General features: G+C 41.7%; 24 protein-coding genes, 3 tRNA genes and 2 pseudogenes. 8 read left to right on the plus strand and 21 right to left on the minus strand.

Features of this window, described 5'->3' with window-relative positions:
- Positions 1–60: 60 nt before the first annotated feature.
- Both ACNAV8_RS06360 and ACNAV8_RS06365 read right to left on the minus strand, forming a co-directional pair.
- On the minus strand, positions 61–1,845 hold the full coding sequence (locus ACNAV8_RS06360; RefSeq protein WP_103855264.1) for a cation:proton antiporter: 1,785 nt from the start codon (positions 1,843–1,845) through the stop codon (positions 61–63).
- 111 nt (positions 1,846–1,956) lie between these two features.
- Complete coding sequence (locus ACNAV8_RS06365) at positions 1,957–3,984, minus strand: BCCT family transporter (protein WP_103855265.1); 2,028 nt, start codon at positions 3,982–3,984, stop codon at positions 1,957–1,959.
- Positions 3,985–4,426: 442 nt separating this feature from the next.
- Between ACNAV8_RS06365 and copM the strand changes: the two genes are divergently transcribed.
- Both copM and dprA read left to right on the plus strand, forming a co-directional pair.
- Positions 4,427–4,777, plus strand: a complete 351-nt coding sequence (copM, locus tag ACNAV8_RS06370; RefSeq protein ID WP_103855266.1) for a CopM family metallochaperone — start codon at positions 4,427–4,429, stop codon at positions 4,775–4,777.
- 159 nt (positions 4,778–4,936) lie between these two features.
- Positions 4,937–6,067, plus strand: coding sequence for a DNA-processing protein DprA (dprA, locus tag ACNAV8_RS06375; protein ID WP_103855267.1), 1,131 nt, complete (start codon positions 4,937–4,939; stop codon positions 6,065–6,067).
- A gap of 7 nt (positions 6,068–6,074) precedes the next feature.
- Here dprA and rsmD read toward each other — a convergent pair whose 3' ends face one another.
- Positions 6,075–6,686 carry a 16S rRNA (guanine(966)-N(2))-methyltransferase RsmD gene (gene rsmD, locus ACNAV8_RS06380; protein ID WP_103855268.1) on the minus strand — a complete coding sequence of 204 codons (612 nt, stop codon included), beginning with the start codon at positions 6,684–6,686 and terminating at the stop codon, positions 6,075–6,077.
- 338 nt (positions 6,687–7,024) lie between these two features.
- Here rsmD and ftsY point away from each other — a divergent pair.
- A pseudogene (gene ftsY / locus ACNAV8_RS06385) lies at positions 7,025–8,254 on the plus strand (signal recognition particle-docking protein FtsY); the annotation flags it as partial.
- 64 nt (positions 8,255–8,318) lie between these two features.
- Here ftsY and glpQ read toward each other — a convergent pair.
- Positions 8,319–9,416 (minus strand): glycerophosphodiester phosphodiesterase, encoded by a 1,098-nt coding sequence (gene glpQ / locus ACNAV8_RS06390; protein ID WP_415777406.1) that lies wholly within the window; start codon positions 9,414–9,416, stop codon positions 8,319–8,321.
- Between the two features lie 93 nt (positions 9,417–9,509).
- On the minus strand, positions 9,510–10,955 hold the full coding sequence (gene glpT / locus ACNAV8_RS06395) for a glycerol-3-phosphate transporter (RefSeq protein WP_103855269.1): 1,446 nt from the start codon (positions 10,953–10,955) through the stop codon (positions 9,510–9,512).
- Positions 10,956–11,240: 285 nt separating this feature from the next.
- Between glpT and glpA the strand changes: the two genes are divergently transcribed.
- The 3 genes from glpA to glpC are packed head-to-tail and all read left to right on the plus strand — an operon-like array spanning position 11,241 to position 15,497.
- Positions 11,241–12,932, plus strand: a complete 1,692-nt coding sequence (gene glpA, locus ACNAV8_RS06400; protein WP_103855270.1) for an anaerobic glycerol-3-phosphate dehydrogenase subunit A — start codon at positions 11,241–11,243, stop codon at positions 12,930–12,932.
- Positions 12,922–14,229, plus strand: a complete 1,308-nt coding sequence (gene glpB, locus ACNAV8_RS06405) for a glycerol-3-phosphate dehydrogenase subunit GlpB (protein ID WP_103855271.1) — start codon at positions 12,922–12,924, stop codon at positions 14,227–14,229. The genes glpA and glpB overlap by 11 nt, the downstream gene beginning before the upstream one ends.
- Positions 14,229–15,497, plus strand: a complete 1,269-nt coding sequence (glpC, locus tag ACNAV8_RS06410) for an anaerobic glycerol-3-phosphate dehydrogenase subunit GlpC (protein WP_415777407.1) — start codon at positions 14,229–14,231, stop codon at positions 15,495–15,497. The genes glpB and glpC overlap by 1 nt, the downstream gene beginning before the upstream one ends.
- A gap of 43 nt (positions 15,498–15,540) precedes the next feature.
- Here glpC and ACNAV8_RS06415 read toward each other — a convergent pair whose 3' ends face one another.
- The gene (locus ACNAV8_RS06415) at positions 15,541–16,299 is read right to left on the minus strand and encodes a DeoR/GlpR family transcriptional regulator (RefSeq protein WP_103854240.1); all 759 of its coding nucleotides are present in this window, start codon (positions 16,297–16,299) and stop codon (positions 15,541–15,543) included.
- A gap of 27 nt (positions 16,300–16,326) precedes the next feature.
- Positions 16,327–17,193 carry a rhomboid family intramembrane serine protease gene (locus ACNAV8_RS06420; protein WP_415777408.1) on the minus strand — a complete coding sequence of 289 codons (867 nt, stop codon included), beginning with the start codon at positions 17,191–17,193 and terminating at the stop codon, positions 16,327–16,329.
- A gap of 46 nt (positions 17,194–17,239) precedes the next feature.
- Between ACNAV8_RS06420 and ACNAV8_RS06425 the strand changes: the two genes are divergently transcribed.
- Complete coding sequence (locus ACNAV8_RS06425) at positions 17,240–17,560, plus strand: DUF5389 domain-containing protein (protein ID WP_103855832.1); 321 nt, start codon at positions 17,240–17,242, stop codon at positions 17,558–17,560.
- A gap of 145 nt (positions 17,561–17,705) precedes the next feature.
- On the opposite strand, the gene purT is transcribed toward ACNAV8_RS06425, so the two are convergent.
- The 5 genes from purT to ACNAV8_RS06450 all read right to left on the minus strand — a co-directional run bounded on the left by purT (position 17,706) and on the right by ACNAV8_RS06450 (position 21,455).
- A complete protein-coding gene (gene purT, locus ACNAV8_RS06430) occupies positions 17,706–18,887 on the minus strand; it encodes a formate-dependent phosphoribosylglycinamide formyltransferase (RefSeq protein WP_415777409.1) in 1,182 nt (393 codons plus the stop codon).
- A gap of 26 nt (positions 18,888–18,913) precedes the next feature.
- Positions 18,914–19,420, minus strand: a complete 507-nt coding sequence (gene luxS / locus ACNAV8_RS06435; protein WP_103855833.1) for an S-ribosylhomocysteine lyase — start codon at positions 19,418–19,420, stop codon at positions 18,914–18,916.
- A 375-nt stretch (positions 19,421–19,795) separates the two neighbouring features.
- Entirely contained in the window at positions 19,796–20,251 is a 456-nt protein-coding gene (locus tag ACNAV8_RS06440; protein ID WP_103855834.1) for a YqaA family protein, read from the minus strand.
- Positions 20,244–20,852, minus strand: a complete 609-nt coding sequence (locus ACNAV8_RS06445; RefSeq protein WP_103855835.1) for a sugar O-acetyltransferase — start codon at positions 20,850–20,852, stop codon at positions 20,244–20,246. Before ACNAV8_RS06445 ends, ACNAV8_RS06440 begins: the two co-directional genes overlap by 8 nt.
- Positions 20,853–21,455: a beta-phosphoglucomutase family hydrolase gene (locus ACNAV8_RS06450; protein ID WP_103855836.1), complete on the minus strand. Its 603-nt coding sequence runs from the start codon at positions 21,453–21,455 to the stop codon at positions 20,853–20,855.
- A 156-nt stretch (positions 21,456–21,611) separates the two neighbouring features.
- Here ACNAV8_RS06450 and ACNAV8_RS06455 point away from each other — a divergent pair, with 156 nt between their 5' ends.
- Positions 21,612–21,983 carry a hypothetical protein gene (locus ACNAV8_RS06455; RefSeq protein ID WP_103854248.1) on the plus strand — a complete coding sequence of 124 codons (372 nt, stop codon included), beginning with the start codon at positions 21,612–21,614 and terminating at the stop codon, positions 21,981–21,983.
- A 78-nt stretch (positions 21,984–22,061) separates the two neighbouring features.
- Here the strand turns inward: ACNAV8_RS06455 and ACNAV8_RS06460 are convergent.
- The 9 genes and pseudogenes from ACNAV8_RS06460 to ACNAV8_RS06500 all read right to left on the minus strand — a co-directional run.
- Positions 22,062–22,138: transfer RNA gene (locus ACNAV8_RS06460), tRNA-Arg, on the minus strand.
- Between the two features lie 62 nt (positions 22,139–22,200).
- Positions 22,201–22,277: transfer RNA gene (locus ACNAV8_RS06465), tRNA-Arg, on the minus strand.
- A 10-nt stretch (positions 22,278–22,287) separates the two neighbouring features.
- Positions 22,288–22,377: transfer RNA gene (locus tag ACNAV8_RS06470), tRNA-Ser, on the minus strand.
- Between the two features lie 111 nt (positions 22,378–22,488).
- The gene (gene rep, locus ACNAV8_RS06475; protein WP_103855838.1) at positions 22,489–24,501 is read right to left on the minus strand and encodes a DNA helicase Rep; all 2,013 of its coding nucleotides are present in this window, start codon (positions 24,499–24,501) and stop codon (positions 22,489–22,491) included.
- On the minus strand, positions 24,498–24,719 hold the full coding sequence (locus ACNAV8_RS06480) for a YceK/YidQ family lipoprotein (RefSeq protein WP_103855839.1): 222 nt from the start codon (positions 24,717–24,719) through the stop codon (positions 24,498–24,500). The genes rep and ACNAV8_RS06480 overlap by 4 nt, the downstream gene beginning before the upstream one ends.
- 100 nt (positions 24,720–24,819) lie before the next feature.
- A complete protein-coding gene (locus tag ACNAV8_RS06485) occupies positions 24,820–25,668 on the minus strand; it encodes a DMT family transporter (protein ID WP_415777410.1) in 849 nt (282 codons plus the stop codon).
- 16 nt (positions 25,669–25,684) lie between these two features.
- Positions 25,685–25,894: a hypothetical protein gene (locus tag ACNAV8_RS06490; RefSeq protein WP_219827912.1), complete on the minus strand. Its 210-nt coding sequence runs from the start codon at positions 25,892–25,894 to the stop codon at positions 25,685–25,687.
- Positions 25,873–26,079 carry a hypothetical protein gene (locus ACNAV8_RS06495; RefSeq protein ID WP_219827913.1) on the minus strand — a complete coding sequence of 69 codons (207 nt, stop codon included), beginning with the start codon at positions 26,077–26,079 and terminating at the stop codon, positions 25,873–25,875. The genes ACNAV8_RS06490 and ACNAV8_RS06495 overlap by 22 nt, the downstream gene beginning before the upstream one ends.
- Before the next feature lie 88 nt (positions 26,080–26,167).
- Positions 26,168–26,266, minus strand: a pseudogene (locus ACNAV8_RS06500) (IS1595 family transposase); the annotation flags it as partial.

Here is a 26,266-nt window from a genome sequence, read left to right on the forward strand (position 1 = left end):
CGTGCAATCAGAAAAACAAAGTGCGGTGAAAAATTTCCATTTTTTCCACCGCACTTATTTTTATGCGCTTTTCGCCGTTTCTTCTTCCGCCACTAACGCCACGATACGGCAATTAGTTGGGATCGTTTGTTCGTCATTGATAATAGAAATAAAGCCTTTATCATCAATGGTATATAACGGCACAAATTGTTTGTTGGTGGTTTTGTAATCTTGATAAGTGTAGCTATCAGTAAGATTGGTTACCTTAACACGCGCATTTTTTGCCAGCATACTGGCTAATTTCGCGTAAGTTACATTTTTGCCGAAAAGCCAGTTGGAACGGTAGTTGTCTTGAATATCATAACGTTCCGTTGGATTGTTATCATCGCTAAAACGAATGCGGTAAATGTTTTCTTTATCAAATTCGTGGCGATAATGAATTTCCGACAAGGTGTTGAGTTCTTTGTCCGTACTAATAGCGAACATATTGCCCAACCCGATAAGATCTAAATGCCCATCGGCGTGGGTGGAAACTGGGTTGCCGTAGTAAGTGCGCAACCCCAACATTCTGGCTTTCGCTACTTCGTTATAATGGCGGCTTGCCACCAATACGTCCACATTTTGATCTTTTAAGGATTTCGCAATGGCTAGCGCTACAGGGTTTGAACCAATAATCAACACGCCTTTGTACACCGATTCTTGCACATTCAACAATTTTGCAATGGTTTTTGCCCCTAAGCCTTGAATTAGCACTGTACCAATAATAATCGTGAATACTAACGGCACGAGCAATTCCACGCCTTGAATTTGGGTTTCTTGCAATTTAATCGCGAAGAGAGAAGAAATGGCTGCGGCGACAATCCCGCGCGGTCCAATCCAGCTAATCATCAACTTTTCATTTAAAGTTAAACTTGAGCCAATAGAAGAAAACCAAATGGCAAGTGGACGAGCGATAAACATTGCCACAAATAACAGCAAAATGCCTGCCATTCCCACGCTCGCTAAATGTTCTAAATTCACCCGCGCGGCTAAAATGATAAACAGGGTGGAAATCAGCAGAACGGTCAGGGATTCTTTAAATTCTAAAATATGATCTTTCGGGAAGCCTTTCCAGTTCGCCAATGCCACGCCTAGCACGGTAACCGTTAATAGCCCTGATTCGTGGGCGAAATGGTTTGATGCAGTGAATAACAGCAAAATGTAAGCAAGCACGAACACGTTGCGCAAATATTCAGGGATCATATGGCGTTTAATCAGATTAGCCAGCAACCACGCACCTGCCATTCCAATCACGCCTGCTACGGCAATGATTTTGGCAAAGGTGCCGATTTCACTGGCTTCACCGCCAGAAATAATGTATTCATACACCAAAACCACGGCGATCGCCCCGATTGGGTCAATGATAATGCCTTCCCATTTGAGAATATTGGCAATGTTGCTGTTTGGGCGAACGCTACGCAACAATGGCACAATCACCGTTGGGCCAGTTACGCACACCAATGTACCGAACAGTAAGGCGATGCGCCAATCCACATCAAATAGAAAATAAGTGGCAACGGAAATCACGCTGACGGTGATAAGCATTCCGAGCGAAACCAAGAGCTGCACCACCTTGCCGTGTTGTTTTATTTCGTCAAACTCTAGCGTGAGCGCCCCTTCAAAAAGAATCACGGCAACGCCAAGGGAAATAAACGGAAAGAGCAAATCGCCCAAAATCACATCGGGATTAAACAAGTTCAGCACAGGGCCGACAATAATCCCAATCAGCAATAAAAATAAAATTGAGGGCTGTTTCAAATACCAAGCTAGCCATTGCGCCACAATCCCTAAGCCCACAATGGCAGATAAAATAAATGCGGTATCCATAAAGTTCTCCATAAATAATCAAAAGCGAGAAAAGTTCGCGTAAAAAAGTGCGGGCAAAATTCTATCATTTTTTTGACCGCACTTTGTTTTTATTCGTTGCTACCGCTTAAATTATTCCGCCAGCTCCGTTTGCTCGTGCGACATTAGCTCTTGCCCCACGTCTTCTAGCAAGCTGAGATAGCGTTCATATTGACGCAACATATCGGCGATGAGTTCGTTGCGTGTCATATATTGCACATCATAGCCCGTACGACCGTCAGCGAAGTAAGTCATCGGCTGGTAGGTTACGGAATGCTGAATATGCGGGAGGTTTTCATCATCAACCAACTGTGAGGCAATTTCGTGGCTTACGGATTTCACTCCATACATAAAATCACGCATTGATTCTTTCTTGATGATAAGCTCCACGCTTGGTTCGTCAGAATCTAAGGCTTGCACTACCTCCACGTTCAAATTATGCACATTAACCAATTCTTGACGCAACTCACGCATCGCAGGCAAAGCAGTGCGGTTAAGGAATTTTAAAATATCCTTTTCTTGCGTTTGATTAAGCATTTGCCCCAAACGCTCTCGCCATTTTTCCCCTGTCCATAACAAGCTGGTTGGGGTTACTTTGGCGGCGAAGTATTTTTGATCCGCATTCAAGCCTTTCCATAGGCTCACACACATCACTAACATCAGCATTGCAAAAGGCAGTGCCACCAGTAAAGTCATTGTTTGTAGCGTGCCTAGCCCGCCTTCACGCATTAGCACAATGGCAAGCACCATCATCACTAAGCCCCACATCATCGCTTGCCAACGCGGTGCGGAAAGGCTTTTATCGCGTGATGCCATATTATTTAGCACATAAATTCCTGAATCTGCTGATGTGATGAAAAAGAGCGAAATAATCACTAAGGCTAACGTGCCAGTGAGAGCTGAGAGCGGTAAATAATCTAAGAATTTAAACAATAATTTTTCTGGTGCAGAAGTAAATTCGTGCAATGCACCGTTGGCAACGTTTAATTCTAACCAAATGGCGCTATCACCGAACACGGTAAACCATAGAATACTGAATAAACTTGGTACGGCTAGCACGCCGAAGATAAATTCACGAATGGTGCGACCACGGGAAATACGCGCGATAAACAAGCCCACAAATGGCGCCCACGAACACCACCACGCCCAATAAAGCACTGTCCAACCAGTGAACCACGCAGTGTTTTCTGTTTCGTACGCATAGGTTTTAAAACTTAGGCGTACTAAATTGCTCAAATAAATGCCAATGTTATCGCTAAATGTGGTGAGCAAATACAGTGTTGGGCCTGCGATTAAAATAAACAACATCAAGGCAAGGGCTAAGCCGAGATTGATCTCACTAAGTAATTTCACCCCTTTGCCTACGCCAGAAATAGCGGAAAATACCGCAATGGACATCACTACAACGATAATCACCGTTTGCAAGCCGAAACTATTTTCAGCCACCACGCCAAGCTGAGTTAGCCCCGCACCAAGCTGTGCGGCACCAAATCCGAGGGTGGTGATGATCCCGAATAGGGTAGCGACTAACGCCATAATATCAATCACATCGCCGATCTTGCCGTTAATGCGATCTTTCAATAAAGGATAAAAACAAGAACGCAACGCCAACGGCAATTTATAACGGAAACCAAAATAGGCGAGCGCTAAGGCAATCACGCCATACACTGCCCAAGCGTGAATTCCCCAGTGGAAAAAGGTATGCAATAAGGCTTCTTGTTGTTTGTGTTCGGCAGATCCTGTGGTGATGGCGGAAAAATAATGGGTGAGCGGTTCTGCTACGCCGAAGAACATCAATCCCACTCCCATTCCTGCAGCGAACAGCATTGCCAACCAAGAAAGGAAAGAAAATTCAGGCTCTTCTTCATTCGTTCCGAGCTTGATATTACCCAAACTACTGACCAATAACACGAATAAGAAACAAAGAAAAACGGAAAAGGCTAAAATATAAAACCAGCTAAAATTAGCAAACACGCCCGCTTTCGCCCAGTTTAAAAGTGCGGTGGTTTTTTCTGGCAAAATTAACGTTGCAACGAGCAACAAAATAACCAGTAATAAAGTTGCCCCTATAACAAAGGGGTTAAACGATGATCTTTTATGAATAAAAGCAGAAAAAGACACAATAATGATTCTCCTTTAAGTTAATGTTTTGTGCACATATCAATCTCAACAAATAAATTGAAATAGCCGCTAAATAGCTCGCTTAAATAAAGAATACAAAACAAATTGATGAATGAAATTGCTTCAAATTTGAGCTAAAAAAGACGTTCATTACGTCTTTCTTAGCAATAAACGTTTATACAACGCATTGAGTTGTACCTCACAGTACAAAAAGACGAAAAAATCATACTTTGTCGATATGAAATTCTCAAAAACAAATAGATTATAGCATAAAATATCGAAAACTGACAGAGTTTATCATTTTTACTTATACATCAATAAGATAACCCTAAATTTATCAAAGAAATGTATGAGAAGAAGTCTTGGTTTTTTCTTGACCTTACCCTAAGGGTAAGGTTTATTATTTTGGCTCATTTAATCATACAAAAATAAGGTACTCACAATGAAAAAAGCACTATTGATTTTAATCGGTTTAATTTCTAGCACTGCGATGGCTGAAATGCCACATCATCACGCTGCACATCAACCTAATGCAATGCAAAGTGAATTAATGGCAAGTATGTCTGCAATGCACGCGGATATGGAAAAAGGAATGCAATATCAAGATGCTGATGTCGCGTTCGCAGCCAGTATGCTGCCACATCATGAAGGTGCAGTGAAAATGGCTGAGATAGAATTAAAATATGGCAAAGATCCTGAATTACGTCAGCTAGCAGAAAATATCATCAACGCACAACAAAGCGAAATCCAATTTATGCAACAGTGGTTGGAAAAACATCAGGCTAAACAATAATGCTGAAATAACGCCCTCAACCCAGGGCGTTATTACTTTTCTAATTCCCCAAATAGGAATTAAATTCTCGATCACTGTCGCAAAACGCAAACAAAGTTTACTTTTCTTCTTTCCTTTCTTTTAAGCTACAACTCTATTTTGCCAATTTCTAAAATATCAATGCTAAAAAACGAGATCTTACTCCGCTTATTACAAGTGCCAAAACTTGGCGCGAATACGATACAAAAAATACTGGCTGAAATTAGCCCTGAACAGCTTTTAGACTATGACGCGATTGCTTTCAAACAAATGGGGTGGACAGAAAAACAAATTCAGCGTTGGTTTAATCCTGAGCGTAAATTTATCGAGCCGGCGTTAGATTGGGCGCAAAGTGCGGGCAATTTTTTGCTTAATTTTACTGAGCAAGATTATCCTTATTTGTTAAAACAAATTCCGTCAGCGCCGCCGCTGTTATTTTTACAAGGAAATTTAACCGCACTTTCGCAGCCACAAATTGCTATTGTGGGCAGCCGTTATTGCTCTAATTATGGGGAATATTGGGCGAAGTTTTTCGCTCAAGAATTAAATCAGGCTGGTTTTGTCATTACCAGTGGCTTGGCGCTAGGCATTGACGGTTTTTGTCATCAAGCGGTGGTAGCGCAAAAAGGGCAGACTATTGCCGTATTAGGCAGTGGATTGAATGCGGTTTATCCCGCTAAACACCGTGGTTTAGCGCAACAAATTATTGAGAATAATGGGGCATTGGTTTCTGAATTTTTGCCCAACCAACCGCCCGTGGCAGAAAATTTTCCACGCCGCAATCGTATTATCAGCGGACTTTCTCTTGGCACATTGATCATCGAAGCCACAGAACGAAGTGGCTCATTAATCACCGCACGTTACGCCCTTGAGCAAAATAGAGAAATCTTTGCGCTTCCTGGTAATATCCAAAATGGCTTTAGTGAAGGCTGCCATAAATTGATTAAACAAGGGGCAACATTGGTGGAAAATGTGCAGGACATTGTGGATAATCTGCCGAATTACGGCTATTCTGCATCATTTTATGCACAGCCAAAACAGCAAGCTCTCCCATTTAATCAAAATAGCACTCAAGAAAAAAGCGTTACCCCACAACAAGCTGAACCACCAAGCCACCCCGAACTTTACGCCCAACTTAGCCATATTGCCATCAGCCTTGATGAGCTTTCCGCCCGCTTGTCTTTGCCCATTGATGCACTACTCACTCAGTTATTAAGTTTGGAATTACAAGGTTTGGTGGTGAGCGAAAATGGCTTATATCGAAGGGGTTAAAGAAGTATTATTCGCCCAGCAAATATTGATACAACCGATAACTCACTTGCCCGGTGGTTTTTTCTTTTAATATTTGCCAATTATCAGGCAGGCTTAGAGTTTTGTTTTTTTCCGTTTCCACATAAATTAGCGCATTGGGCTTAAGCCAATTAAATTTAATCAGCAAATCAACGGCTTGCTGTGCGAGATCAAAATGAAAAGGCGGATCGAGAAATACCAAGTCAAATACGGGTTCTTGCTGCGCTTGCTGTAAATAATGCAAGCTATCTTGGTTGATTACACGCCCTTGCTGCGGCGTGCATTTAAGCTGTTGTAGATTTTGCGTGAGTTGCTTTGCCACTTGCTTATTGAGCTCTAAAAAGGTCACTTGCTTGGCTTGGCGTGAAAGGGCTTCTAACCCCAATGAACCGCTGCCGGCAAAACAATCTAAACAAATTGCGTCCACAATATAAGGCATCAGCCAGTTAAATAGCGTTTCTTTCACGCGATCACCTGTTGGGCGCAATCCTTCCGCATTCAACACAGGTAATTTCCGCCCACGCCAAAGCCCTGCAATAATACGAACTTCACCTTTTGCCAGATTAGTATGTTGCTTGCGTGTCGCAGGATTTTTTTTCATAGGGATTCGCCAAATTATGATAAACTATACAAACTTTTCGCTGAACTTAATGTCCATTTTCAGCCGACTTTTGCATTCGGTAACAGAATAAAATCAGGTGGCATAGTTTAGTATAAAATTCAGAAAATCAGTAATTTTTTCATAATAGCGAGTAATTTATGGCAGAAAAAAATAAAAAAGGTGGTTTTTGGTCTTGGTTTGGATTAGGAAAAAAGAAAGAAGAAACATCGAACCAAGCTGACGTGCAAGAAACAGAAATCACTGAGCAAGCCGAACTTCTGCAAGAACCAAGTGCGGTGGAAAATCCTGAAGTTTTAGTGCAAGAAACAGAAATCANNGAGCAAGCAGAGCTTCCGCAAGAACCAAGTGCGGTGGAAAATCCAGAAGTTTTGGTGGAAGAAACAGAAATCATAGAGCAAACAGAGCTTCCACAAGAACAAAGTGCGGTAGAAAATCCAGAAGTTTTGGTGGAAGAAACAGAAATCGTAGAGCAAACCGAGCTTCCGCAAGAGCAAGTTGCGGTAGAAAATCCCGAAGTTTTAGTACAAGAAACAGAAATTGTAGAGCAAACAGACCTTCCACAAGAGCAAAGTGCGGTGGAAAATTCAGAAATTTCAACGCAAGAAAAACCAAGCGAAGGGGGCTTTTTTAGCCGTTTGGTGAAAGGCCTAATTCGTACCAAACAAAATATCGGTTCGGGCTTTTTCGGGCTATTTTCGGGCAAAAAAATTGATGACGATCTGTTTGAAGAATTGGAAGAACAGTTGCTCATTGCTGATATTGGTATGCCAACAACTACGAAAATTATCAATAACTTAACGCAGCACGCCAGTCGCAAGCAGCTAAAAGATGCAGATTTACTGTATCAACAATTAAAATTAGAACTCGCAGAGATTATCAAGCCTGTGGCGCAGCCTTTAGAAATTGATACCAGCAAAAAGCCTTATGTGATTTTGATGGTGGGCGTCAATGGCGTAGGGAAAACCACGACCATTGGTAAACTCGCACGCCAATTCCAAATGCAAGGCAAATCCGTGATGTTGGCGGCGGGCGATACTTTCCGTGCCGCTGCGGTGGAGCAGCTTCAAGTGTGGGGAGAACGCAATAATATTCCTGTGGTGGCACAAAGCACGGGAGCAGATTCCGCTTCGGTGATCTATGATGCAATGCAATCTGCGGCTGCACGCAATATTGATATTTTGATTGCCGATACCGCAGGGCGTTTGCAAAATAAAAATAATCTCATGGACGAGCTGAAAAAAATCGTTCGTGTAATGAAAAAATACGATGAAACTGCGCCGCACGAAATTATGCTTACCCTTGATGCGGGCACTGGGCAAAACGCCATTAGCCAAGCCAAATTATTCAATGAAGCAGTGGGCTTAACAGGAATTAGCTTAACCAAATTAGACGGCACAGCCAAAGGCGGCGTGATTTTCGCCATCGCCGATCAATTCAAATTACCGATTCGTTATATTGGTATCGGCGAAAAAATTGAAGATCTGCGTCCATTCCAAGCAGAAGAATTTATTGAGGCGTTGTTTAATACTGAAACAGAACATCATTAACTAAAAAAAATCGGAAAGTTACCTTTCCGATTTTTTATTTAACGTTCACATAAGTGGTTCAAACTTACTCCCCTTTCCCCAAAAACTCCACCGCGGTATCTGGGAAATCGGTGAAAATGCCTGTTGCGCCAGCTTGGTTTAATAGGGCATCGTACATTTGGTTTACGTTAGTAAAAAATGTTGGTAAGGCATCTTTGCGTACGGTGTAAGGGTGTAGTTCCATATTGTATTTTTTCAATTCTTGCACAAGTGGGGTGTAAACTACTTTGTCTTTTGTGGATTGATCTTTATCGATCAACATATACCAACCCGGCCCTACGCCGTCTGCATATTTTGCTACCTCTGCCATTGCGCCATCTTTGAACATCCAGCCATAATCATAGTTTACCCATTCACCCTGCGGATTTTTTTCTTCCGTTTCGTGCCAATCGGTGTAAGCCACAAGTTGAACTAATTTCAGATCCATACCTAATTGTGGCAATAATTCTGTTTTGATGCGTTTAAGTTCATTAAAATCAAAGGTTTGCAAATAAACGCGATCAGATTTTTGGGTATAGCCATATTTTTTCAGCACTTCTAAGGTGGCTTTGGCAATGTCTTTACCTTCTTTATGGTGTAGCCAAGGCGCTTTGATTTCAGGATAAATCCCAATTTTTTTCCCTGTGGATTTTTCTAGCCCTTGAATAAATTCAATTTCATCTTCAAAAGTGTGAATTTTGAAATGGGATTTCCACATTGGAAAACGATCTGGATAAACCTGAACTTGTTTGCCATCTTTCACTTCAAAATTTTCTGTCATATTCAAAGATTGAATTTCTGCAAGGGTGAAATCTACCACATAATAACGTCCGTCTTCCCGTTTGCGGTCTGGGAATTTTTTGGCAACATCCGTTAATCCATCTAAGAAATGGTCGTGAATAACAATAAGATGATCGTCTTTTGTCATTACCAAATCTTGCTCTAAATAATCCGCTTTTTGTCCAAAGGCAAGGGCTTTACTTTCTAGCGTATGCTCGGGTAAGTAACCACTTGCACCACGGTGAGCGATAACAAGTTTTTCATTATTATTCATTGTTGGCATTGCGTTTACTGCTTGCACACAAGTGAACGCTAAGGTGGATAAGACAACAACTTGAGCTAATTTTTTTAATTTGAATGTCATAAGAACTCCTTTTATTAAAGTGCGGTGCTTTTTCACCAAATTTTTGCGAATAAAAAAGGAAGGGCATTGCTGCACTTCCTTTCTAATTATTCACTATTTACCGTAGTGATCGCCTAATGTGGCTTTATGTTTTGCTTCTTGAATAGTTACGATTAAGAGTAACAATACTGCCAAGATACCGCCAGTGATCATTACATAGAAACCACCGTCCCAGCCGTAGTATTCCGCAGCCCAACCCACAACAGCTGAAGCGGAAACGGTACCACCGAGATAACCAAATAAGCCAGTGAACCCTGCTGCTGTACCTGCGGCTTTTTTCGGTGCAAGTTCAAGGGCGTGTAAACCAATCAACATTACTGGGCCATAAATTAAGAAACCGATGGTGGTCATTAAGATAAAGTCAGTTAATTGATACGGATTTTGATACCACGCTTTGCCTGTATATTGCGCAAGTTCAGATTCTGGTGTTGCTGGGTTTAACCATAATGCCACTACCGCAATGGTAGTTAAGATCATAAAGATGAAACCCGTTAAACCACGTTTACCTTTAAATAGGTGATCGGATACCCAACCACAAATAAGCGTTCCCGGAATCGCCGCTAATTCATAAATGGTGTATGCCCACGCCGTACCTTTGATATTGAAATGTTTCACTTCACCCAAATACACTGGCGACCATTTTAATACACCATAACGAATGAGATAAACGAACACGTTAGCAATGGCGATGTACCATAACAATTTGTTTTTTAAGACATAAGTAACGAAAATATCTTTGGTGCTGAGATCGTTTTCGTAGGTTTTTTCGTTGTAATCATCTGGGTAATCATTACGCCATTTTTCAATGGCTGGTAAACCGCAAGATTGTGGCGTATCTTTCATTACTAAGAATACTGGAATGGCCGCAATCATTGCCGCAATACCCGGATAGTAAAGTGCTTGTTGCCATACATCTTTTGCAGTGGCTTGCACGCCGTGCTCACTGAAATAAATCGCACTGGCTAATAGCACCATTGCGCCCGGCACCATTCCCCCTAGATTGTGCGCGGTATTCCAGATAGAGACGATTGTTCCGCGTTCATTTTTCGACCACCAGTGTACCATTGTACGTCCGCACGGTGGCCACCCCATACCTTGGAACCAACCATTAAGGAAGATCATCACGAACATCACTAAAATGCCTGATGTCGCCCAAGGCATTAAGCCCATTAGGGTCATACATAAACCTGAAAGCAACAAACCACAAGGTAAGAAAACTTTCGGATTTGAGCGGTCAGAAATGGTTGCCATAAAGAATTTTGACAAACCATAAGCTAAACCTGCCCCAGTCCCGATAATACCCAGTTCAGCTTTGTTATAAAGCCCTGCTTCAATCAACCCTTTTTGTGCTAAATCGAAATTGGCACGCACGAAATAATACGCGGCGTAACCAAAGAAGATCCCTGCAAACACTTGCCAACGCAAGCGTCTATAAGTGGAATCTATCTTTTCTTTCGGCAGCTCCGCAATGTGAGGAGCTGGTTTAAATGGTCCAAACATAGATATTCTCCAAGTTGTTATTTTTTTATAGATGAAATACGTTCTTTTACGAACATTTCCAACATATCATAGCGAGAAAATAAAAAACGAAAAGAAGATAAAGTTTAAGATGTGATGTTTATCACAAAAAAATAACAAAAACTTTTCAATGACGGATAAATAGTGATCTACCTCACATAATTTAATACAAATTCGCTCATTTTATTTTCTAAAACGAACATTTATCGTATGATAGAGCCGTTAATCTTATCTTTTTATTTACAAATTTAATGTGGGGGAAAAGCGATGAAAAAATCACCGCACTTTTATCAAAATGCACAGGACTTTTCGCCTATCAATACGGACGTGATCATCATTGGCGGTGGTGCAACGGGCGCGGGAATTGCACGCGATTGTGCGTTGCGTGGCATTAATTGTGTGTTGTTGGAGCGCCGTGATATTGCCACAGGGGCAACGGGACGTAACCACGGGCTGTTGCACAGTGGCGCCCGTTATGCGGTGAATGATGAAGAATCTGCGCGCGAATGTATCCAAGAAAATCTCATTTTAAAAAATATCGCCCACCATTGTATTGAAGACACCAAAGGGCTATTTATCACGCTGCCTGAAGATGATTTGGCCTATCAAAAAACCTTTCTTACCGCTTGCGATAATGCTGGCATTGAAGCAGTGGCGATTGAGCCTGATTTAGCTAGACGCTTAGAGCCTTCGGTCAATCCAAATTTAGTGGGCGCGGTGGTGGTGCCTGATGGTTCTATCGATCCTTTCCGCCTTACTTCCGCCAATATGCTTGATGCCAGCGAACGTGGGGCAAAAATTTTCACCTATTGCGAAGTCAAAGGGCTAATCCGTGAAGGCGATCGCGTGATTGGAACAAAAGTTTACGATCATAAAAATAAAGTAGAACGTTTGTTTTTCGCTCCTGTGGTGGTGAATGCTGGCGGAATTTGGGGGCAAGGCATTGCCGAATATGCGGATCTGAAAATCCGAATGTTCCCCGCTAAAGGGGCGTTGCTGATTATGGGGCATCGCATTAATAATCTAGTGATTAACCGCTGCCGTAAGCCCGCCGATGCGGACATTCTCGTGCCGGGGGATACCATTTGCGTGATCGGCACAACTTCAAGCCGTATTCCTTATGATCAAATTGATAATATGGTGGTAACGCCTGAAGAAGTGGATATTTTGTTCCGTGAAGGGGAAAAACTCGCTCCTTCCCTACGCCATACCCGTGTGCTGCGTGCTTATGCGGGGGTACGCCCACTAGTTGCTACTGATGATGATCCCTCAGGGCGAAATGTGAGCCGTGGCATTGTGTTGCTCGATCACGCTGAGCGTGATGGGTTGGAGGGTTTTGTTACCATCACAGGTGGGAAATTAATGACCTATCGTTTAATGGCAGAATGGGCAACGGATTTGGTGTGCAAAAAACTCAATAAATCTGCCACTTGTACCACTGCTAGCCAACCTTTACCGGGTTCAGGCACAACACAAGAAGAAACCTACAAACAAATTATTTCCCTCCCAACCCCGATTAAAATTTCTGCGGTTTATCGCCATGGGCAACGAGCCACGAAATTATTAGAAAAAGAACGCCTTGATCGCTCGTTAGTGTGCGAATGCGAAGCGGTGAGTGCAGGGGAAGTGCGTTATGCCGTTGATGAACTCAAAGTGAATAATTTGGTGGATTTACGCCGCCGTACCCGTGTGGGAATGGGAACCTGCCAAGCGGAACTTTGCGCCTGTCGTGCGGCAGGCTTAATGGCACGTTTTAATGTTGCCACACCACGCCAATCCACCACTCAACTGGCTTCTTTTATGGAAGAACGTTGGCGCGGCATTCAGCCTATCGCTTGGGGAGAAGCGGTACGCGAAGCAGAGTTTACCAGTTGGATTTATTACAGTTTACTTGGTTTAAATGATGTTAAACCACTTGATGAACAAGCCACACAGGGGACAGATAGCAATGAAATTTGATGTAATTATTATCGGCGGTGGCTTAGCAGGCTTAACCTGCGCCATTGCGCTGCAACAACAAGGTAAACATTGTGCCATCGTAAACAACGGACAAGCGGCGATGGATTTTTCCTCTGGCTCGTTAGATTTACTCAGCCTGCTTCCAGAAGGAAGCGAAGTAAAAAATAGTGCGGTGCAAAATTTCGCTGAAATTTACCCGCACTTTGCTGAGCAAGTGCCACAGCATCCTTATTCGTTATTGGGAAAAGATCAGGTGCTTGCTAAAGCAGAACACTTTGAACAATTAGCCCAATCGCTCAATTTGGATCTGATTGGCTCACATAAAGAAAATCATCTCCGTGTTACTCCTTTGGGCGGTTTACGTCGCACTTGGCTTTCGGCAAACAGCGTGCCAACCTTGCCATTATCACAAGCTGAATTTCCCCATAAACGCATTGCAGTGCTAGGTATTGAAGGCTATCACGATTTTCAACCGCAATTATTGGCGGATAACCTAAAACAAAATCCGCAATTTGCCCATTGTGATGTGAGTATTGGCTATTTGCACATTCCGCAATTAGACCAACTTCGCAACAACGCACGGGAATTTCGTAGCGTCAATATTTCCCAAGTACTGGAGCATAAACTGGCGTTCGGCGAGTTAGTACGAGAGATCCAACAAGCCGCAGGAAACGCAAGTGCGGTGTTTTTACCCGCCTGTTTTGGAATGAGCGACAATCATTTCTTCAACAGCCTCAAACAGGCGACAGGGCTAAATTTATTTGAACTACCAACACTACCGCCTTCTTTACTGGGAATGCGTCAGCGAAAAGCCCTGCGAGATCATTTTGAAAAGTTGGGCGGCGTAATGCTCAATGGCGATAAGGCGTTGCGGGCGGATATTGAGGATCGCCAAGTGAAAGCCCTTTACACACAATTACATCAAGATGATGCGCTTTATGCTGAGCATTTTGTGCTGGCTTCAGGGCATTATTTTAGTTCGGGGATTGTGGCGGAATTTGAGCGGGTTCTCGAGCCTATTTTTGATCTCGATATTATCGGCAACGGCGATTTTGATAATGGCAACCGCCTTTCTTGGACAAGAGATCGCTTTTCCGCTCCGCAACCTTATCAAAGTGCGGGAGTAAAAATTAATGAAAAATGCCAAGTGCAAAAGTGCGGTGAGATTTTAGCGAATTTATACGCTATCGGCTCAGTGATTGGCGGTTACAATAATTTAGAACTCGGTTGTAGCTCGGGCGTGGCGGTGGTTACCGCACTCACCGTAGCAGAACAGATTCTTGCAGGGGGCAAATAATGAACATTCAACAATTAATCGAAAATGCGAAACAAAATGCCGCCTTGCCACCTAGCCACCAATATGTGGATAACAGTTTTGAAAGTTGCATAAAATGTACGGCTTGCACGGCGGTTTGCCCCGTGTCAAAACAAAATCCGCTTTATCCTGGTCCGAAGCAAGCTGGCCCAGATGGGGAACGTTTTCGCCTAAAAAGTGCCGCATTCTATGATGAAGCACTGAAATATTGTACCAACTGCAAACGCTGTGAAGTGGCTTGCCCTTCTGATGTAAAAATTGGCGATTTGATCGTGCGGGCGAGAAATAACCATTTGAAAGAGCAGAAAAAATCGCTCATTCATAAATTACGCGATGCCGTGCTGAGTAACACCGATATTATGGGCAAACTCAACACGCCATTTGCCCCTGTGGTGAATACCATTACAGGCTTAAAAGCCACGAAATTCTTACTGGAAAAAACCTTAAAAGTAAGCCAGCATCGTAGTTTGCCGAAATATTCTTTTGGCTCATTCCGTCAGTGGTATAAAAATAATGCCCTTGAGCGTCAGCGTTATTACAAAGACAAGGTGGCATACTATCACGGCTGTTACGTGAACTATAATAATCCGCAACTGGGCAAAGATTTGATCAAAGTTTTCAACGCCTTAGACATTGGCGTGCTGTTATTGGAAAAAGAAAAATGCTGTGGACTGCCACTGAGCGTAAATGGCTTTCCAAAACGTGCTAGACAACTTGCCGAATTTAACCTTGCTCAGCTAGAAAATACCATTATTAATCAAGAGCTTGATGTGGTGGGAACGTCCTCTAGTTGCACAATGAATTTACGTGATGAATATCATCATATTTTGGGAATGGATAACGCAAAAGTACGTCCACATATTAATATTGTAACGAAATATTTGTATCAATTATTTCAACGTAAAAACGCACCGCAGTTTAAATCAATGCCGTTGAAAGTGGCATATCACACCGCTTGCCACGTAGATAAAGCGGGCTGGGCGCCTTATACGCTTGCGTTATTAAAATTGATCCCAGATCTTGAAGTGGTAATGCTACCAAGTCAGTGCTGTGGCATTGCGGGAACCTATGGCTTTAAAGCAGAAAACTATGAAGTTTCCCAAGCCATTGGTAAAACCCTATTTGAGCATATTGAAGAAGGTCAATTTGATTTTGTGATTTCAGAGTGCGAAACCTGTAAATGGCAAATTGATATGTCCACCAGCCTGACCTGCCTACACCCGATCACATTGTTGGCGAAGGTGATTTAATCTTCGCACCTATTATAAAAAATTGGGCAAATTGCCCAATTTTTTATTCACAAATATGCACTAACGTATTACTTGCTTCTAACAGCTGAATAATGCTCTCTGACGGTGGGGTATCGGTAAACAAATGGCTCAGCTCGGTGAGTGATCCCAAACATACCATTGCGCGGCGGTTAAATTTGGAATGATCCGTTGCCAAAATGGTGCTACGCGAGCTTTCCATAATTGCACGTTTTACTTGCACTTCGTGGTAATCGTAATCTAATAATGTGCCGTCGCTGTCAATGGCACTGATCCCCAAAATGCCGAAATCTAAGCGAAATTGTTTGATAAAAGCCACAGTGGCTTCGCCGATGATACCACCGTCTTGTCGCAGTGAACCGCCCGCCATTGTGATGTCAAAACTTTTATTTTGCATTAGGATATAAGCGGCGTTCAGGTTGTTGGTCACAATACGTAAATTTTTGTGATTTAACAAGGCATTCGCCACCGCTTCTGGGGTTGTGCCAATATCCATAAATAACGATGAACCATTGGGAATAATTTTCGCCACTTCTTCGGCAATGCGTCTTTTTTCTGTTGAAAAGAAGTGCTTACGTTCCACATAATCGGAATTTTCTGATGTGGAAGGGGAAGCCGCACCACCGTGATGACGGCTGATTAAATTATTTTCTGCCAGTTCATTCAAATCACGGCGAATGGTCTGTGGACTAACCCCAAGCAGGCTAACTAAATCTTCCGTGCTTAAATAACCATTCTGTTTTACCAGCGAAATGATCTTTTTATGACGAAGGGATTGTTTCATTGCTTCTTCCTGATGTTGTGTTTATTTTTAAATTGTTTTTTGTGGCTTGGCAAACAAGATTTTTACCCCGGCTAATACAACGCCCGTTAATAAGCCCGTGATGTGCGCGGTGTTCCCCATAGAAACTCCAATCAAAGGGCTAACAAAACCAAAGGCGATACCAACAAGGAGCATTGTAAAAAAGCCTTGCGGTAAATGAAAGGGGTGCTGACGACTAAATTTATCCAATACCAGAACATAACCTAGCACCGCATACACCACGCCAGATAAACCAAAAAATGCAGGCCCTGATGCCATATTTTGCGCAAAACCACTGATAAACGCAGAAAGTAGATACAACAGCACCAGCGTTGCTGTGCCAAATTTCTGTTCAATTTTCCCAGCAAAAATCCACCACCATACTAAATTAAAGGTGATATGCCACGGGGAAAGGTGGACAAGGCTATGCGTAAAATAGCGCCAAAGCTCTGATTGTTCCGCATAGCTCTCTGGATAATGGGTGGCTAGCAAAATGTCTTGGTTAAAACCAAGTAGCTGAAAAAGATAAATAATCAGACAAAGTGCGGTTAAAAAAACAGTAAATTTTTGTTGTTTCCACTGGGAAAAATGAGGAAATTTCCACCGCACTTTATTTTCATCAGCTTGTTCAATTTTGCCCGTTTCCCAGCTGGCTTGTTGATAACGCGAATGACTAGGATCTTGCAAAAAGGCCTGTGCTTCTTGTTCTATTTTGGGGAATAGTGGATCATTTTCATCAGCAAACACGGCAAAAATCGCTGGTTGCCCCTGCTGTGAAATTTCTTGAATGGATAAATTACGTTGATACTTCGCCAAAATATAATCACGAAAATGAAAAGCAAAGTTACGAATTTCACTACCAAATAAATATTGCATTTGCTATATTTCAACTCTTTAATTTGATGATGTTATGGTGAAATAAATGAATAACCAAAAAATGCCCACTGGCTTTAGCCCTTTTACTTGGGCGCTCGCTATTTTTTGCCTGCCTATTTTGCTTTGGCCCTTGGCGCTACTTATCTCGCCAAATTTACTGAAAAACCCCAGTTTAACTGATTTGCAAACTACGTTGATGTCGATTTTTTTCTGGGTTTATCCTTTTATTTTAGGCATTAGTGCAAGAATACTTTACCTCATTCATCAACGCAATGCCCAACAAGGCAAAGCCTTGCTTATCCTAAGTGCGGTGATTTTTTACGGCATTTTAGGCTATGTGGCAACGGTAGGGTTTCGGGTTGCATAGGCGTTAATTGTTTACGCATTTTTTGTCATTGCTTCATTTCTGCTCCCGTTACAGAAACAATTCTGTGTGTTCTAAAATTCACACGCATTTTCCACCGCACTTATTGTTAAATAGGTAAGAAAGGCGAACTCTGTTCGCCTACTCGTTATAAAATAATGTCTAGTTCATTGTAAGCACGTTGCACTTTTTGCAAGGCTTTTTCTACACTTTCATCGCGAGCTAGCACTACACCCATTCGGCGATGGCCTTGTACTTCCCCCTTACCAAATAAACGAATATCCGTATTGGGTTCAGCCAACACCTTTTCTAAACCTGCAAATTGTACTTGGTTGGAATGTCCTTCCACCACAATGGCTTTAGATGCCGCTGGGCTAATAAGATTAATTTGCGGAATCGGCAAACCTAAAATCGCACGGGCGTGCAAGGCAAACTCAGACAGCTCTTGCGAGATAAGGGTAACCATTCCTGTATCGTGCGGACGCGGTGAAACTTCATTGAAAATCACATCGTCCCCCGCCACAAACATTTCCACGCCAAAAATCCCACGTCCGCCAAGTGCGGTGGTAATTTTCTCCGCAATTTGCTGCGCTTTGGCTAATGCCTCCGCTGACATTGCTTGTGGCTGCCAAGATTCACGATAATCGCCGTTTTCTTGACGATGACCAATTGGCGCAAGGAACGAAGTGCCACCAATATGGCGAACCGTAAGCAAGGTGATTTCATAATCAAATTTGACAAAACCTTCCACAATCACACGCCCCGCTCCCGCACGTCCGCCTTGTTGGGCATAATCCCACGCGGCTTGTAGCTGATCAAACGATTTCACGATACTTTGCCCGTGTCCTGAAGAAGACATAATCGGCTTCACCACACAAGGAACGCCAATTTTTTCCACCGCACTTTGAAAATCTGCAAAATTATCCACAAATTGATAAGGCGAAGTGGGCAGCCCTAATTCTTCCGCCGCTAAACGGCGAATACCTTCGCGGTTCATTGTTAAGCGTGTGGCTTTCGCCGCAGGCACAACATTAAAGCCAGCTTGCTCTAATTCCACCAAAGTTTCTGTGGCAATCGCCTCCACTTCTGGCACGATATAATCTGGCTGCTCTTTTTCAACCAAGGCTTTCAACGCCTCGCCATCAAGCATTGAAATGGTATAAGCACGGTGCGCCACTTGTTGCGCTGGCGCATTTTCATAACGATCCACTGCAATCACTTCCACACCTAAGCGTTGCAATTCAATTACCACTTCTTTACCCAGCTCACCAGAACCTAACATCATCACTTTGGTGGCTTTTGGTGTCAGTGCAGTCCCTAATGTTGTCATTGTGTTTTCCTTCTATCAGTGAGAATTTACTGTGCTAACAAACTTTCATCGAGTAGCAGATCTTCATTTTTGTTTACGCCTACACCGCGTTCAAGAATGTGTTGTGCGATTTGATGGGCTTCGGGTAGGGAATGTTCGGTGTAAGTACCGCATTGATATTCGTTTAATTCTGGAATCTCTTTTTGATCTTTCACCTGTAAAATATCTTTCATTGAAGCGAGCCACGCCTGCGCTACTTGTTGCTCGTTTGGTGTGCCGATGAGGGACATATAAAATCCTGTGCGGCAACCCATCGGTGAAATATCAATAATTTCTACATTTTCGCTGTTTAAGTGATCACGCATAAAGCCAGCGAAAAGGTGTTCCAAGGTGTGAATACCCTTTGGTGGCAGAATTTCTTTGTTTGGGATACAAAAGCGCAAATCGAAAATCGTAATATCATCGCCTTTTGGGGTACGCATTGTTTTGGCGACACGCACTGCAGGGGCGTTCATTTTAGTGTGATCCACTTTAAAGCTATCGAGTAATGGCATAATTTTTCCTTTTCCTAAATAAAATGTAAATTTTTGTAAAAAAAATTCAACTTATCGTGAACTTTTCTGTTATTATTCGGTCTGACAGTATAGCAACTTGCAGTTGTTTTAATAAATTTGATTCCTTAAGTTATTTTTGCCACTCTTTATGGGTGGCTTTTTCTTTCCTTGATCAGCTAAAACATCTTGTTTGACACCGTTCTAGTATAAGCAAAGTGCAAAAAGCGAACAACCTGATTTATTTTTTGTAATTTTTTGTAAATTTTCTTAAATTTATGTTAGTATAGCGTTCCACAACAAATAGCAACTTGCAGTTGTTTAATAAAAATTGGTTCCTTAGGTTATTCACCACCTTTCGAGGTGGCATTTTTTTACTTAAATTTGGCTAATTAATAATAACAACGTATAGCGAAACAATTTCCCAATCATTATTAATAATAATGATTTCAACCAGTTAAAACGCAACCAGCCTGCCATTGCGCAAAAGGCATCGCCCACAATGGGCAGCCAGCTTAATAATAATGTCCAAATGCCATACCTCTGAATGTTGTTCAATGCCCAGCTGCGCTGCAGATTTTTTTGTTCTAATTTGGGAAACCAACGTCCAATCATATAAGTGGTCATTCCACCTAATGTATTACCAAGTACGGCAGCAACAAGCAATTCAAAAAGATCAATAGAGAAAACCGCGCCAATAAAAGGTGCGGTGAGAAAAAGGAAAATAATTTCCGAATTGCCGGGCAATACCGTGGCACTAAGAAAGGCGCTGCTAAACATTAGCCATAGACTATTTTGCGATCCCAATAGCCCATCAGTCAGCCAATCAAGCATAGCCTGCCATATATTTGTTAATATAATTTAGCCTATCTTGCTCGGTAATTTGGCGAATCACTTTGGCAGGATTGCCCACCACAAGGCTATTAGCAGGAATATCTTTGCTCACCACTGAACCTGCACCAATCACCACGTTATCGCCGATGGTTACGCCACCTAAGATAATGGCATTTCCCCCAATCCACACATTATTGCCAATGGTAATCGGCAGCGCCTGTTCCCAATCTTGGCTGCGTAATTCCGCATCAAGGGGGTGGCCTACGGTATAAAGGCTCACATTCGGCGCGAGCATCACATTATCACCAATGGTGATGCCACCGTTATCCAACATTGTGCAGTTATAGTTGGCAAAAAAGTTTTCGCCCACTTCAATAAAACAGCCGTAATCGCAAAAAAACGGCGCGTTAATATGGGGTTCATTTTTGCATTTGCCTAAAATTTGCTGAATTAGCACCGCTCTTTTTTCTGTTTCAGAAGGGCAAATTTGCGTATTGTATTGAAAAAGGCGCTTTTTATTTTCGATGCGAAGTTGCGCTAATTCCGGATCATGAGGTTTATGTGCCAGCCCTGCGAGCATTTTTTGCTTATTGGATAACATTTAATTGCCCTTAATCAGCTGATTGATACGCACATCAAACACGTCCATACCTGCTGCAAGCCCTGCTTTCACGCCAAGATCCGCATCTTCAAACACCACGCAACGTTGTGGATTCACTTTGATTAATTCCGCGCAACGCAAAAATGTATCGGGTTCTGGCTTGTGCTTTGCCACATCTTCTGCGGTAACCACGGCATCAAAATAAGCGTGTAAATCAAATTTATCGAGTAATAAATTGGTCACATTGCGGTGCGAGCCTGTTCCCAGCGCCAAAGGTTTTTGTCCAGCAAATTTCTTTACCACCTGCGCCGCTGGCAACAAGGTGGAATGTTGCATAATCAATTCAATTCCATATTGGCGTTTTAGCTGAATCACTTGATCAAATAATGCCATCGGCATTGCAGCTTCTTTCATCATTTCTTCGGCAACAACCTTGACTGGTGCGCCACCCAATTTATAAATAATGTTACCATCAAGAGGATAACCTAAGGTTTCGCCCACTTTATCCCACGCTTTTTTATGGCTTGGCATTGTGTCGATTACCGTGCCGTCCATATCAAAAATTAAGCCGTCATAATCGGCAAAAAACTCCAAATCCGTCATTCATTACTACCTTTTTTAAAATTTCCTGTATTTTGCTACAAATTTGTGATCCCTGCACTGTTTTATTTAATGAGATTTCGGTAAAGTTAAGCGTAAATAAAATTTATCGCAAAAAATCACCGCACTTTCTAACCTGAAAATGATGTCGAGGTGGCAATGAGGCTGCAACAACAATTAACGTTTTTATTACAACGAAAATTGATCGATGAAGAAATCGTGCAATGGATGTTGCATATCCGAGATCATTTGCACACACAGTGGCACGCTGATGTGGAAAGCCCACAAGTTTTTATGCTGTTTAATCATTTTGCAATGGCGTTAGGACGAATTAAGCGCGGTTATGCTGCCCACCCTTTAGCCCAAGAAATTTTGGCTGAAATGCAAAGTGCGGTGGTTTTTCCGCAAGTTTTTCAGCGCTATTCAGAATTAGTATCCTTGCTGCCAATCCCTATTCCAGAAAGCGAACAAACCCATTTTATTGCCAATATTTATGCTCTGTCATTAAGCCAGCCACAGATTCTAGATTAAAAAACAATAGAAAATAAGAAAAAGTAATAGAATTGTTTGAAATAAGAGTGAAAAAATATAAAAGAAATTAAAGTAGGATGGCGCACCCGAAAGGATTCGAACCTTTGACCGCTCGGTTCGTAGCCGAGTACTCTATCCAGCTGAGCTACGGGTGCGTATTTGAATGTTACTTACCAATCATTTAATCATTTTAATTTTGTTGTAGAGTTCAACAAAATGGCGCACCCGAGAGGATTCGAACCTCTGACCGCTCGGTTCGTAGCCGAGTACTCTATCCAGCTGAGCTACGGGTGCCCTGAGTAAATGGCGGTGAGAGAGGGATTCGAACCCTCGATAGAGTTTCCCCTATACACCCTTAGCAGGGGTGCGCCTTCAGCCTCTCGGCCATCTCACCGCAATCGGTTTGTGGGCGGTATAATACGGATTGCCCTCACATAAGTCAAACGATTTTTTGCAAATAATCGTTTGTTTGAATGATTTATCTACAACGAAGAATAAATATCAACTAGCCTTTCAAAATCGCTCGTAAATTAGCAAGATTTTTCTTTGTTTGGGTTTGCTTTTCTTCTGCTGTCATTGCTGGTTTGTCTTTTTCCCATTGCACATCATCTGGCGGTAATTCCTCTAAAAAGCGACTTGGTGTTGGTTTAAAAATTTCGCCAAATTGTCGCCGCTCTTTGCATAAGGAAAAGGTCAGCGTTTGTTGCGCGCGTGTAATGCCGACATAAGCTAAACGGCGTTCTTCTTCCACATTGTCTTCATCAATGCTGGTTTGATGTGGCAGGATATTTTCTTCCATTCCCACTAAGAAAACGTGGGGAAATTCCAGCCCTTTTGACGCGTGCAGCGTCATCAGTTGCACCTGATCGCTTTCATCATCTTCTTCTCCACGTTCTAACATATCACGCAAAGTTAAGCGCGCGACTACTTGGTTGAGCGTCATTGGCTCATTAAACTCATCGCCTTTGAGCATTTCTGCTACCCATTGGAATAAGGTCGCCACATTTTTACTTTGCACTTCCGCCATTCTTGGTGAAGTAGCGGTTTCGTAAAGATATTCTTCATAATGCAATTGGCTCAACATTCGGCGAATAGCATCTTCTGGCTCAGCACGCAAAATTTCATCATTCAGTTCCACAATCCAGCGAGCAAAATGCTGTAAAGCGTTATAGGCTTTTGGGGTAACGCGTTGAATTAACTCAAAATCAAAAATCGCTTCAAATAAACTAATATGTTTTTCCGATGCCAATGATCCCAATTTTTCAAGAGTTGCCGTGCCGATTTCTCGCTTTGGCGTATTAATAATGCGTAACAGCGCGGCATCATCATCTTGATTCACCAACACGCGCAAATACGCCATCATATCTTTAATTTCAGCCCTTGAGAAAAAAGACGTGCCGCCCGAAATTTTATAAGGAATACGGTTTTGCATTAGCACTTTTTCAAACAAGCGCGATTGGTGGTTGCCACGATACAAAATGGCGTAATCGCGGTATTTGGTTTTACGCATAAAGCGATGGGCGATAAGTTCCCCCACCACGCGCTCGGCTTCGTGTTCTTCATTTTTTGCTTCGATCACCTGCAATTTTTCCCCTTCGCCTAAGGTGGAAAATAATTTTTTGTCAAAAACGTGATCGTTATTGGCAATCAAAATATTGGCGCAATGCAAAATGCGTCCTGTGGAACGGTAATTCTGCTCAAGCTTAATCACTTCTAGTTGCGGAAAATCATTTTTCAGGCGCGCCATATTTTGTGGTTTTGCCCCACGCCAAGAATAGATAGACTGATCATCATCTCCCACCACGGTAAATCGCGCCGCTTCGCCCACCAACAATTTGATTAATTCATATTGACTGGTGTTGGTGTCTTGATATTCGTCCACCAGCAAATAGCGAATTTTTGCCTGCCATTTTGACCGCACTTCTGCATTTGCGCGTAACAACAAGGTTGGCTGCATAATTAAATCATCAAAATCTAGGGCATTATAAGCGCGCAACTGCGTAGCATAACGTTGATAGCATTGCGAAAAGGTCTGCTCTTGCGGATCTCGTGCGGTGGCAAGGGCTTGCGCAGGCAAAATAAGATCATTTTTCCAACGCGAAATCCGTGTCATCAAGGCTTTCAGCAGATCTTTATCTTCTTGTAACAAATCCTTAGTCAATTCTTTCAATAACGCCATTTGATCGGAATCATCAAACAACGTAATAGCCGATTTTAGTCCTAAATGCTTGTGTTCGCGTTTTACAATATCGAAACCAAGGGTGTGAAAAGTGGAGATCGTCAAGCCGCGGCTTTGATCTTTACCGATGGAATGTGCCACCCGCTCTTTCATTTCGCGTGCGGCTTTATTGGTAAAGGTTACCGCTGCAATATGCTTGGCGGAATAACCACAATTTGCGATCAAATGGGCAATTTTATTAATGATCACCCGAGTTTTGCCAGAGCCTGCGCCCGCCAAAACCAAGCAAGGCCCAGACACATAATGAACGGCTTGTTGTTGCTGTGCGTTTAATTTCATTTTGATTCTTCCGCCCACGCATAGGGCAATAATGCGGTGTCTAATAAAAAAGATAACGGCAAATCTAAAATTGGCAGCCCCCACTTTTGGGTCATTTCCCAATCGTATTTCGTGCCAGCATAACTTTCATAAGGTTCGGTAGGATCAACCAATTTCACCACCGTGCCACAACCGTTTAATAATAAAAGTGCGGTGGAAATTATCGCTATTTTTTTCATTAATGTAAAAAGGAGAGAGCTCATAACGCCTATTATAAGAAAATCTGAAGCTGATTGGAAATGGCATAATAGGCTATTGTATTGAAGATACGTAGTTTATTTAAACTGACTTTTTATTTGCAATATATAAACCAAATAAAACAACAAACATACTCATTACTTCTAATTGAGATAATGCCTCATTAAAAATAATATACGCGTATAAAGCAGAAATTAATGGTTGCGTTAATACCAATAAAGATGCATAACTCGCTTTTACTTTGCCTAAACAATAACTTAATCCCCCTTGTCCTAAAATTTGGGATAATAATGCTAGCCCTAATAATGGATAAAGTTGTTGGAAACTCACTGGAATAAAAAATCCTTCTACAACTAAAGAAACAGGTAGCAATACAAATAAACAGCCTATACTTGCATAAGTCATAATTTGGATTGTTAAAAATCGATTTCTTAATTTATAAATTGAAACAATAAATAAACCATAGAATACGGAAGTTAATCCTGCCAAAAAATCCCCTTTAAAATTATTTATACTTGGTGAAACTTTTCCATATAAAAGAAACACAACACCTAAAATAATTATAGCCGCACCAATAATAAAATTCAGATTTATTTTTTCTTTATAAACAAAATAGGAAATAGGCACTACTGTAAAGGGAACCAAATTCGCTAATAAATTCGCATTTGCCACGGTGGTATAATGAAAAGAAATATTCCATAAAATTAAATCCAATGCTAAAAAACCCCCTGCCAGAATCGAAATCACAATTTCTTTTCTGTTCATTTTATTTTCACTATTTGAAAACTTATTTAATAAAAAGAATATTGGCAGAGAAAATAACACTCGATACATTCCAGTTGTTATTGGAGGAAGCACACTTAACTTTACAAAAATACCGCCTAGAGCTAAACAAGATATTGAAAACATGATATATAAAATATAACGCATTATGAGTTTCCTTTTATTAATTGACTTTCAGTTTTAACATATAATTATCTGGTATACTCTCAGTTATTACACAACCCGAACCAATAAAAACATTATTCCCTATCGTTATTGCCCCGAATAACTTAGAAAATGATCCTATCTGAACATTATTTCCTATCCTTGGATGTCTAATTCCTTCTGGGTTATTAGAAATTCCCTTTGCACCTAAAATAACTCCACCAAGCATATAGCAATCATCACCAATTTCGCTGTTTCGCCAATAACCGTGCCAATCCCGTGATCCAAAATAAATCTTTTCCCAATTTTGGCATAAGGGTTAATTTCTGCTCCTGATAGTAATTTACCTTTAGAAGATAAAATAAGTGCATATTGATACTTATTTTTTATAAAATCTAAATTATTAATATTCATATTAAGCAAATAATTAGATATTCTATAATAAAAAACTGCATTAAATGATGTATATCCATATAAAATATGGGGCTGTAGTAGATTAGCCCTAAATTTCACACCATTTTCGCAATATTTTTAACTGCTCTTTTGGTGGCCCAAAGTTAAACCGAAATTCACATTCCTTCAAGAATAAAGGAAAGTTTTT

This window comes from Avibacterium endocarditidis (genome assembly GCF_965138825.1).
Classification (GTDB): Bacteria; Pseudomonadota; Gammaproteobacteria; order Enterobacterales; family Pasteurellaceae; genus Avibacterium; species Avibacterium endocarditidis.

What these genes read in the sequence shown, in the direction of transcription:
- glpQ (WP_415777406.1), bottom strand. Translation starts at nt 9,416, where the DNA reads ATGACATTCAAATTAAAAAAATTAGCTCAAGTTGTTGTCTTATCCACC.
- ACNAV8_RS06420 (WP_415777408.1), bottom strand. Translation starts at nt 17,193, where the DNA reads ATGCAATATTTATTTGGTAGTGAAATTCGTAACTTTGCTTTTCATTTT.
- glpB (WP_103855271.1), top strand. Translation starts at nt 12,922, where the DNA reads ATGAAATTTGATGTAATTATTATCGGCGGTGGCTTAGCAGGCTTAACC.
- glpC (WP_415777407.1), top strand. Translation starts at nt 14,229, where the DNA reads ATGAACATTCAACAATTAATCGAAAATGCGAAACAAAATGCCGCCTTG.
- ACNAV8_RS06415 (WP_103854240.1), bottom strand. Translation starts at nt 16,299, where the DNA reads ATGAAACAATCCCTTCGTCATAAAAAGATCATTTCGCTGGTAAAACAG.
- rep (WP_103855838.1), bottom strand. Translation starts at nt 24,501, where the DNA reads ATGAAATTAAACGCACAGCAACAACAAGCCGTTCATTATGTGTCTGGG.
- rsmD (WP_103855268.1), bottom strand. Translation starts at nt 6,686, where the DNA reads ATGAAAAAAAATCCTGCGACACGCAAGCAACATACTAATCTGGCAAAA.
- copM (WP_103855266.1), top strand. Translation starts at nt 4,427, where the DNA reads ATGAAAAAAGCACTATTGATTTTAATCGGTTTAATTTCTAGCACTGCG.
- dprA (WP_103855267.1), top strand. Translation starts at nt 4,937, where the DNA reads ATGCTAAAAAACGAGATCTTACTCCGCTTATTACAAGTGCCAAAACTT.
- luxS (WP_103855833.1), bottom strand. Translation starts at nt 19,420, where the DNA reads ATGCCATTACTCGATAGCTTTAAAGTGGATCACACTAAAATGAACGCC.
- glpA (WP_103855270.1), top strand. Translation starts at nt 11,241, where the DNA reads ATGAAAAAATCACCGCACTTTTATCAAAATGCACAGGACTTTTCGCCT.
- ACNAV8_RS06440 (WP_103855834.1), bottom strand. Translation starts at nt 20,251, where the DNA reads ATGCTTGATTGGCTGACTGATGGGCTATTGGGATCGCAAAATAGTCTA.
- ACNAV8_RS06360 (WP_103855264.1), bottom strand. Translation starts at nt 1,845, where the DNA reads ATGGATACCGCATTTATTTTATCTGCCATTGTGGGCTTAGGGATTGTG.
- ACNAV8_RS06445 (WP_103855835.1), bottom strand. Translation starts at nt 20,852, where the DNA reads ATGTTATCCAATAAGCAAAAAATGCTCGCAGGGCTGGCACATAAACCT.
- glpT (WP_103855269.1), bottom strand. Translation starts at nt 10,955, where the DNA reads ATGTTTGGACCATTTAAACCAGCTCCTCACATTGCGGAGCTGCCGAAA.
- ACNAV8_RS06450 (WP_103855836.1), bottom strand. Translation starts at nt 21,455, where the DNA reads ATGACGGATTTGGAGTTTTTTGCCGATTATGACGGCTTAATTTTTGAT.
- ACNAV8_RS06490 (WP_219827912.1), bottom strand. Translation starts at nt 25,894, where the DNA reads ATGCTTGGTGGAGTTATTTTAGGTGCAAAGGGAATTTCTAATAACCCA.
- ACNAV8_RS06455 (WP_103854248.1), top strand. Translation starts at nt 21,612, where the DNA reads ATGAGGCTGCAACAACAATTAACGTTTTTATTACAACGAAAATTGATC.
- ACNAV8_RS06480 (WP_103855839.1), bottom strand. Translation starts at nt 24,719, where the DNA reads ATGAAAAAAATAGCGATAATTTCCACCGCACTTTTATTATTAAACGGT.
- ACNAV8_RS06425 (WP_103855832.1), top strand. Translation starts at nt 17,240, where the DNA reads ATGAATAACCAAAAAATGCCCACTGGCTTTAGCCCTTTTACTTGGGCG.
- purT (WP_415777409.1), bottom strand. Translation starts at nt 18,887, where the DNA reads ATGACAACATTAGGGACTGCACTGACACCAAAAGCCACCAAAGTGATG.
- ACNAV8_RS06495 (WP_219827913.1), bottom strand. Translation starts at nt 26,079, where the DNA reads ATGAATATTAATAATTTAGATTTTATAAAAAATAAGTATCAATATGCA.
- ACNAV8_RS06485 (WP_415777410.1), bottom strand. Translation starts at nt 25,668, where the DNA reads ATGCGTTATATTTTATATATCATGTTTTCAATATCTTGTTTAGCTCTA.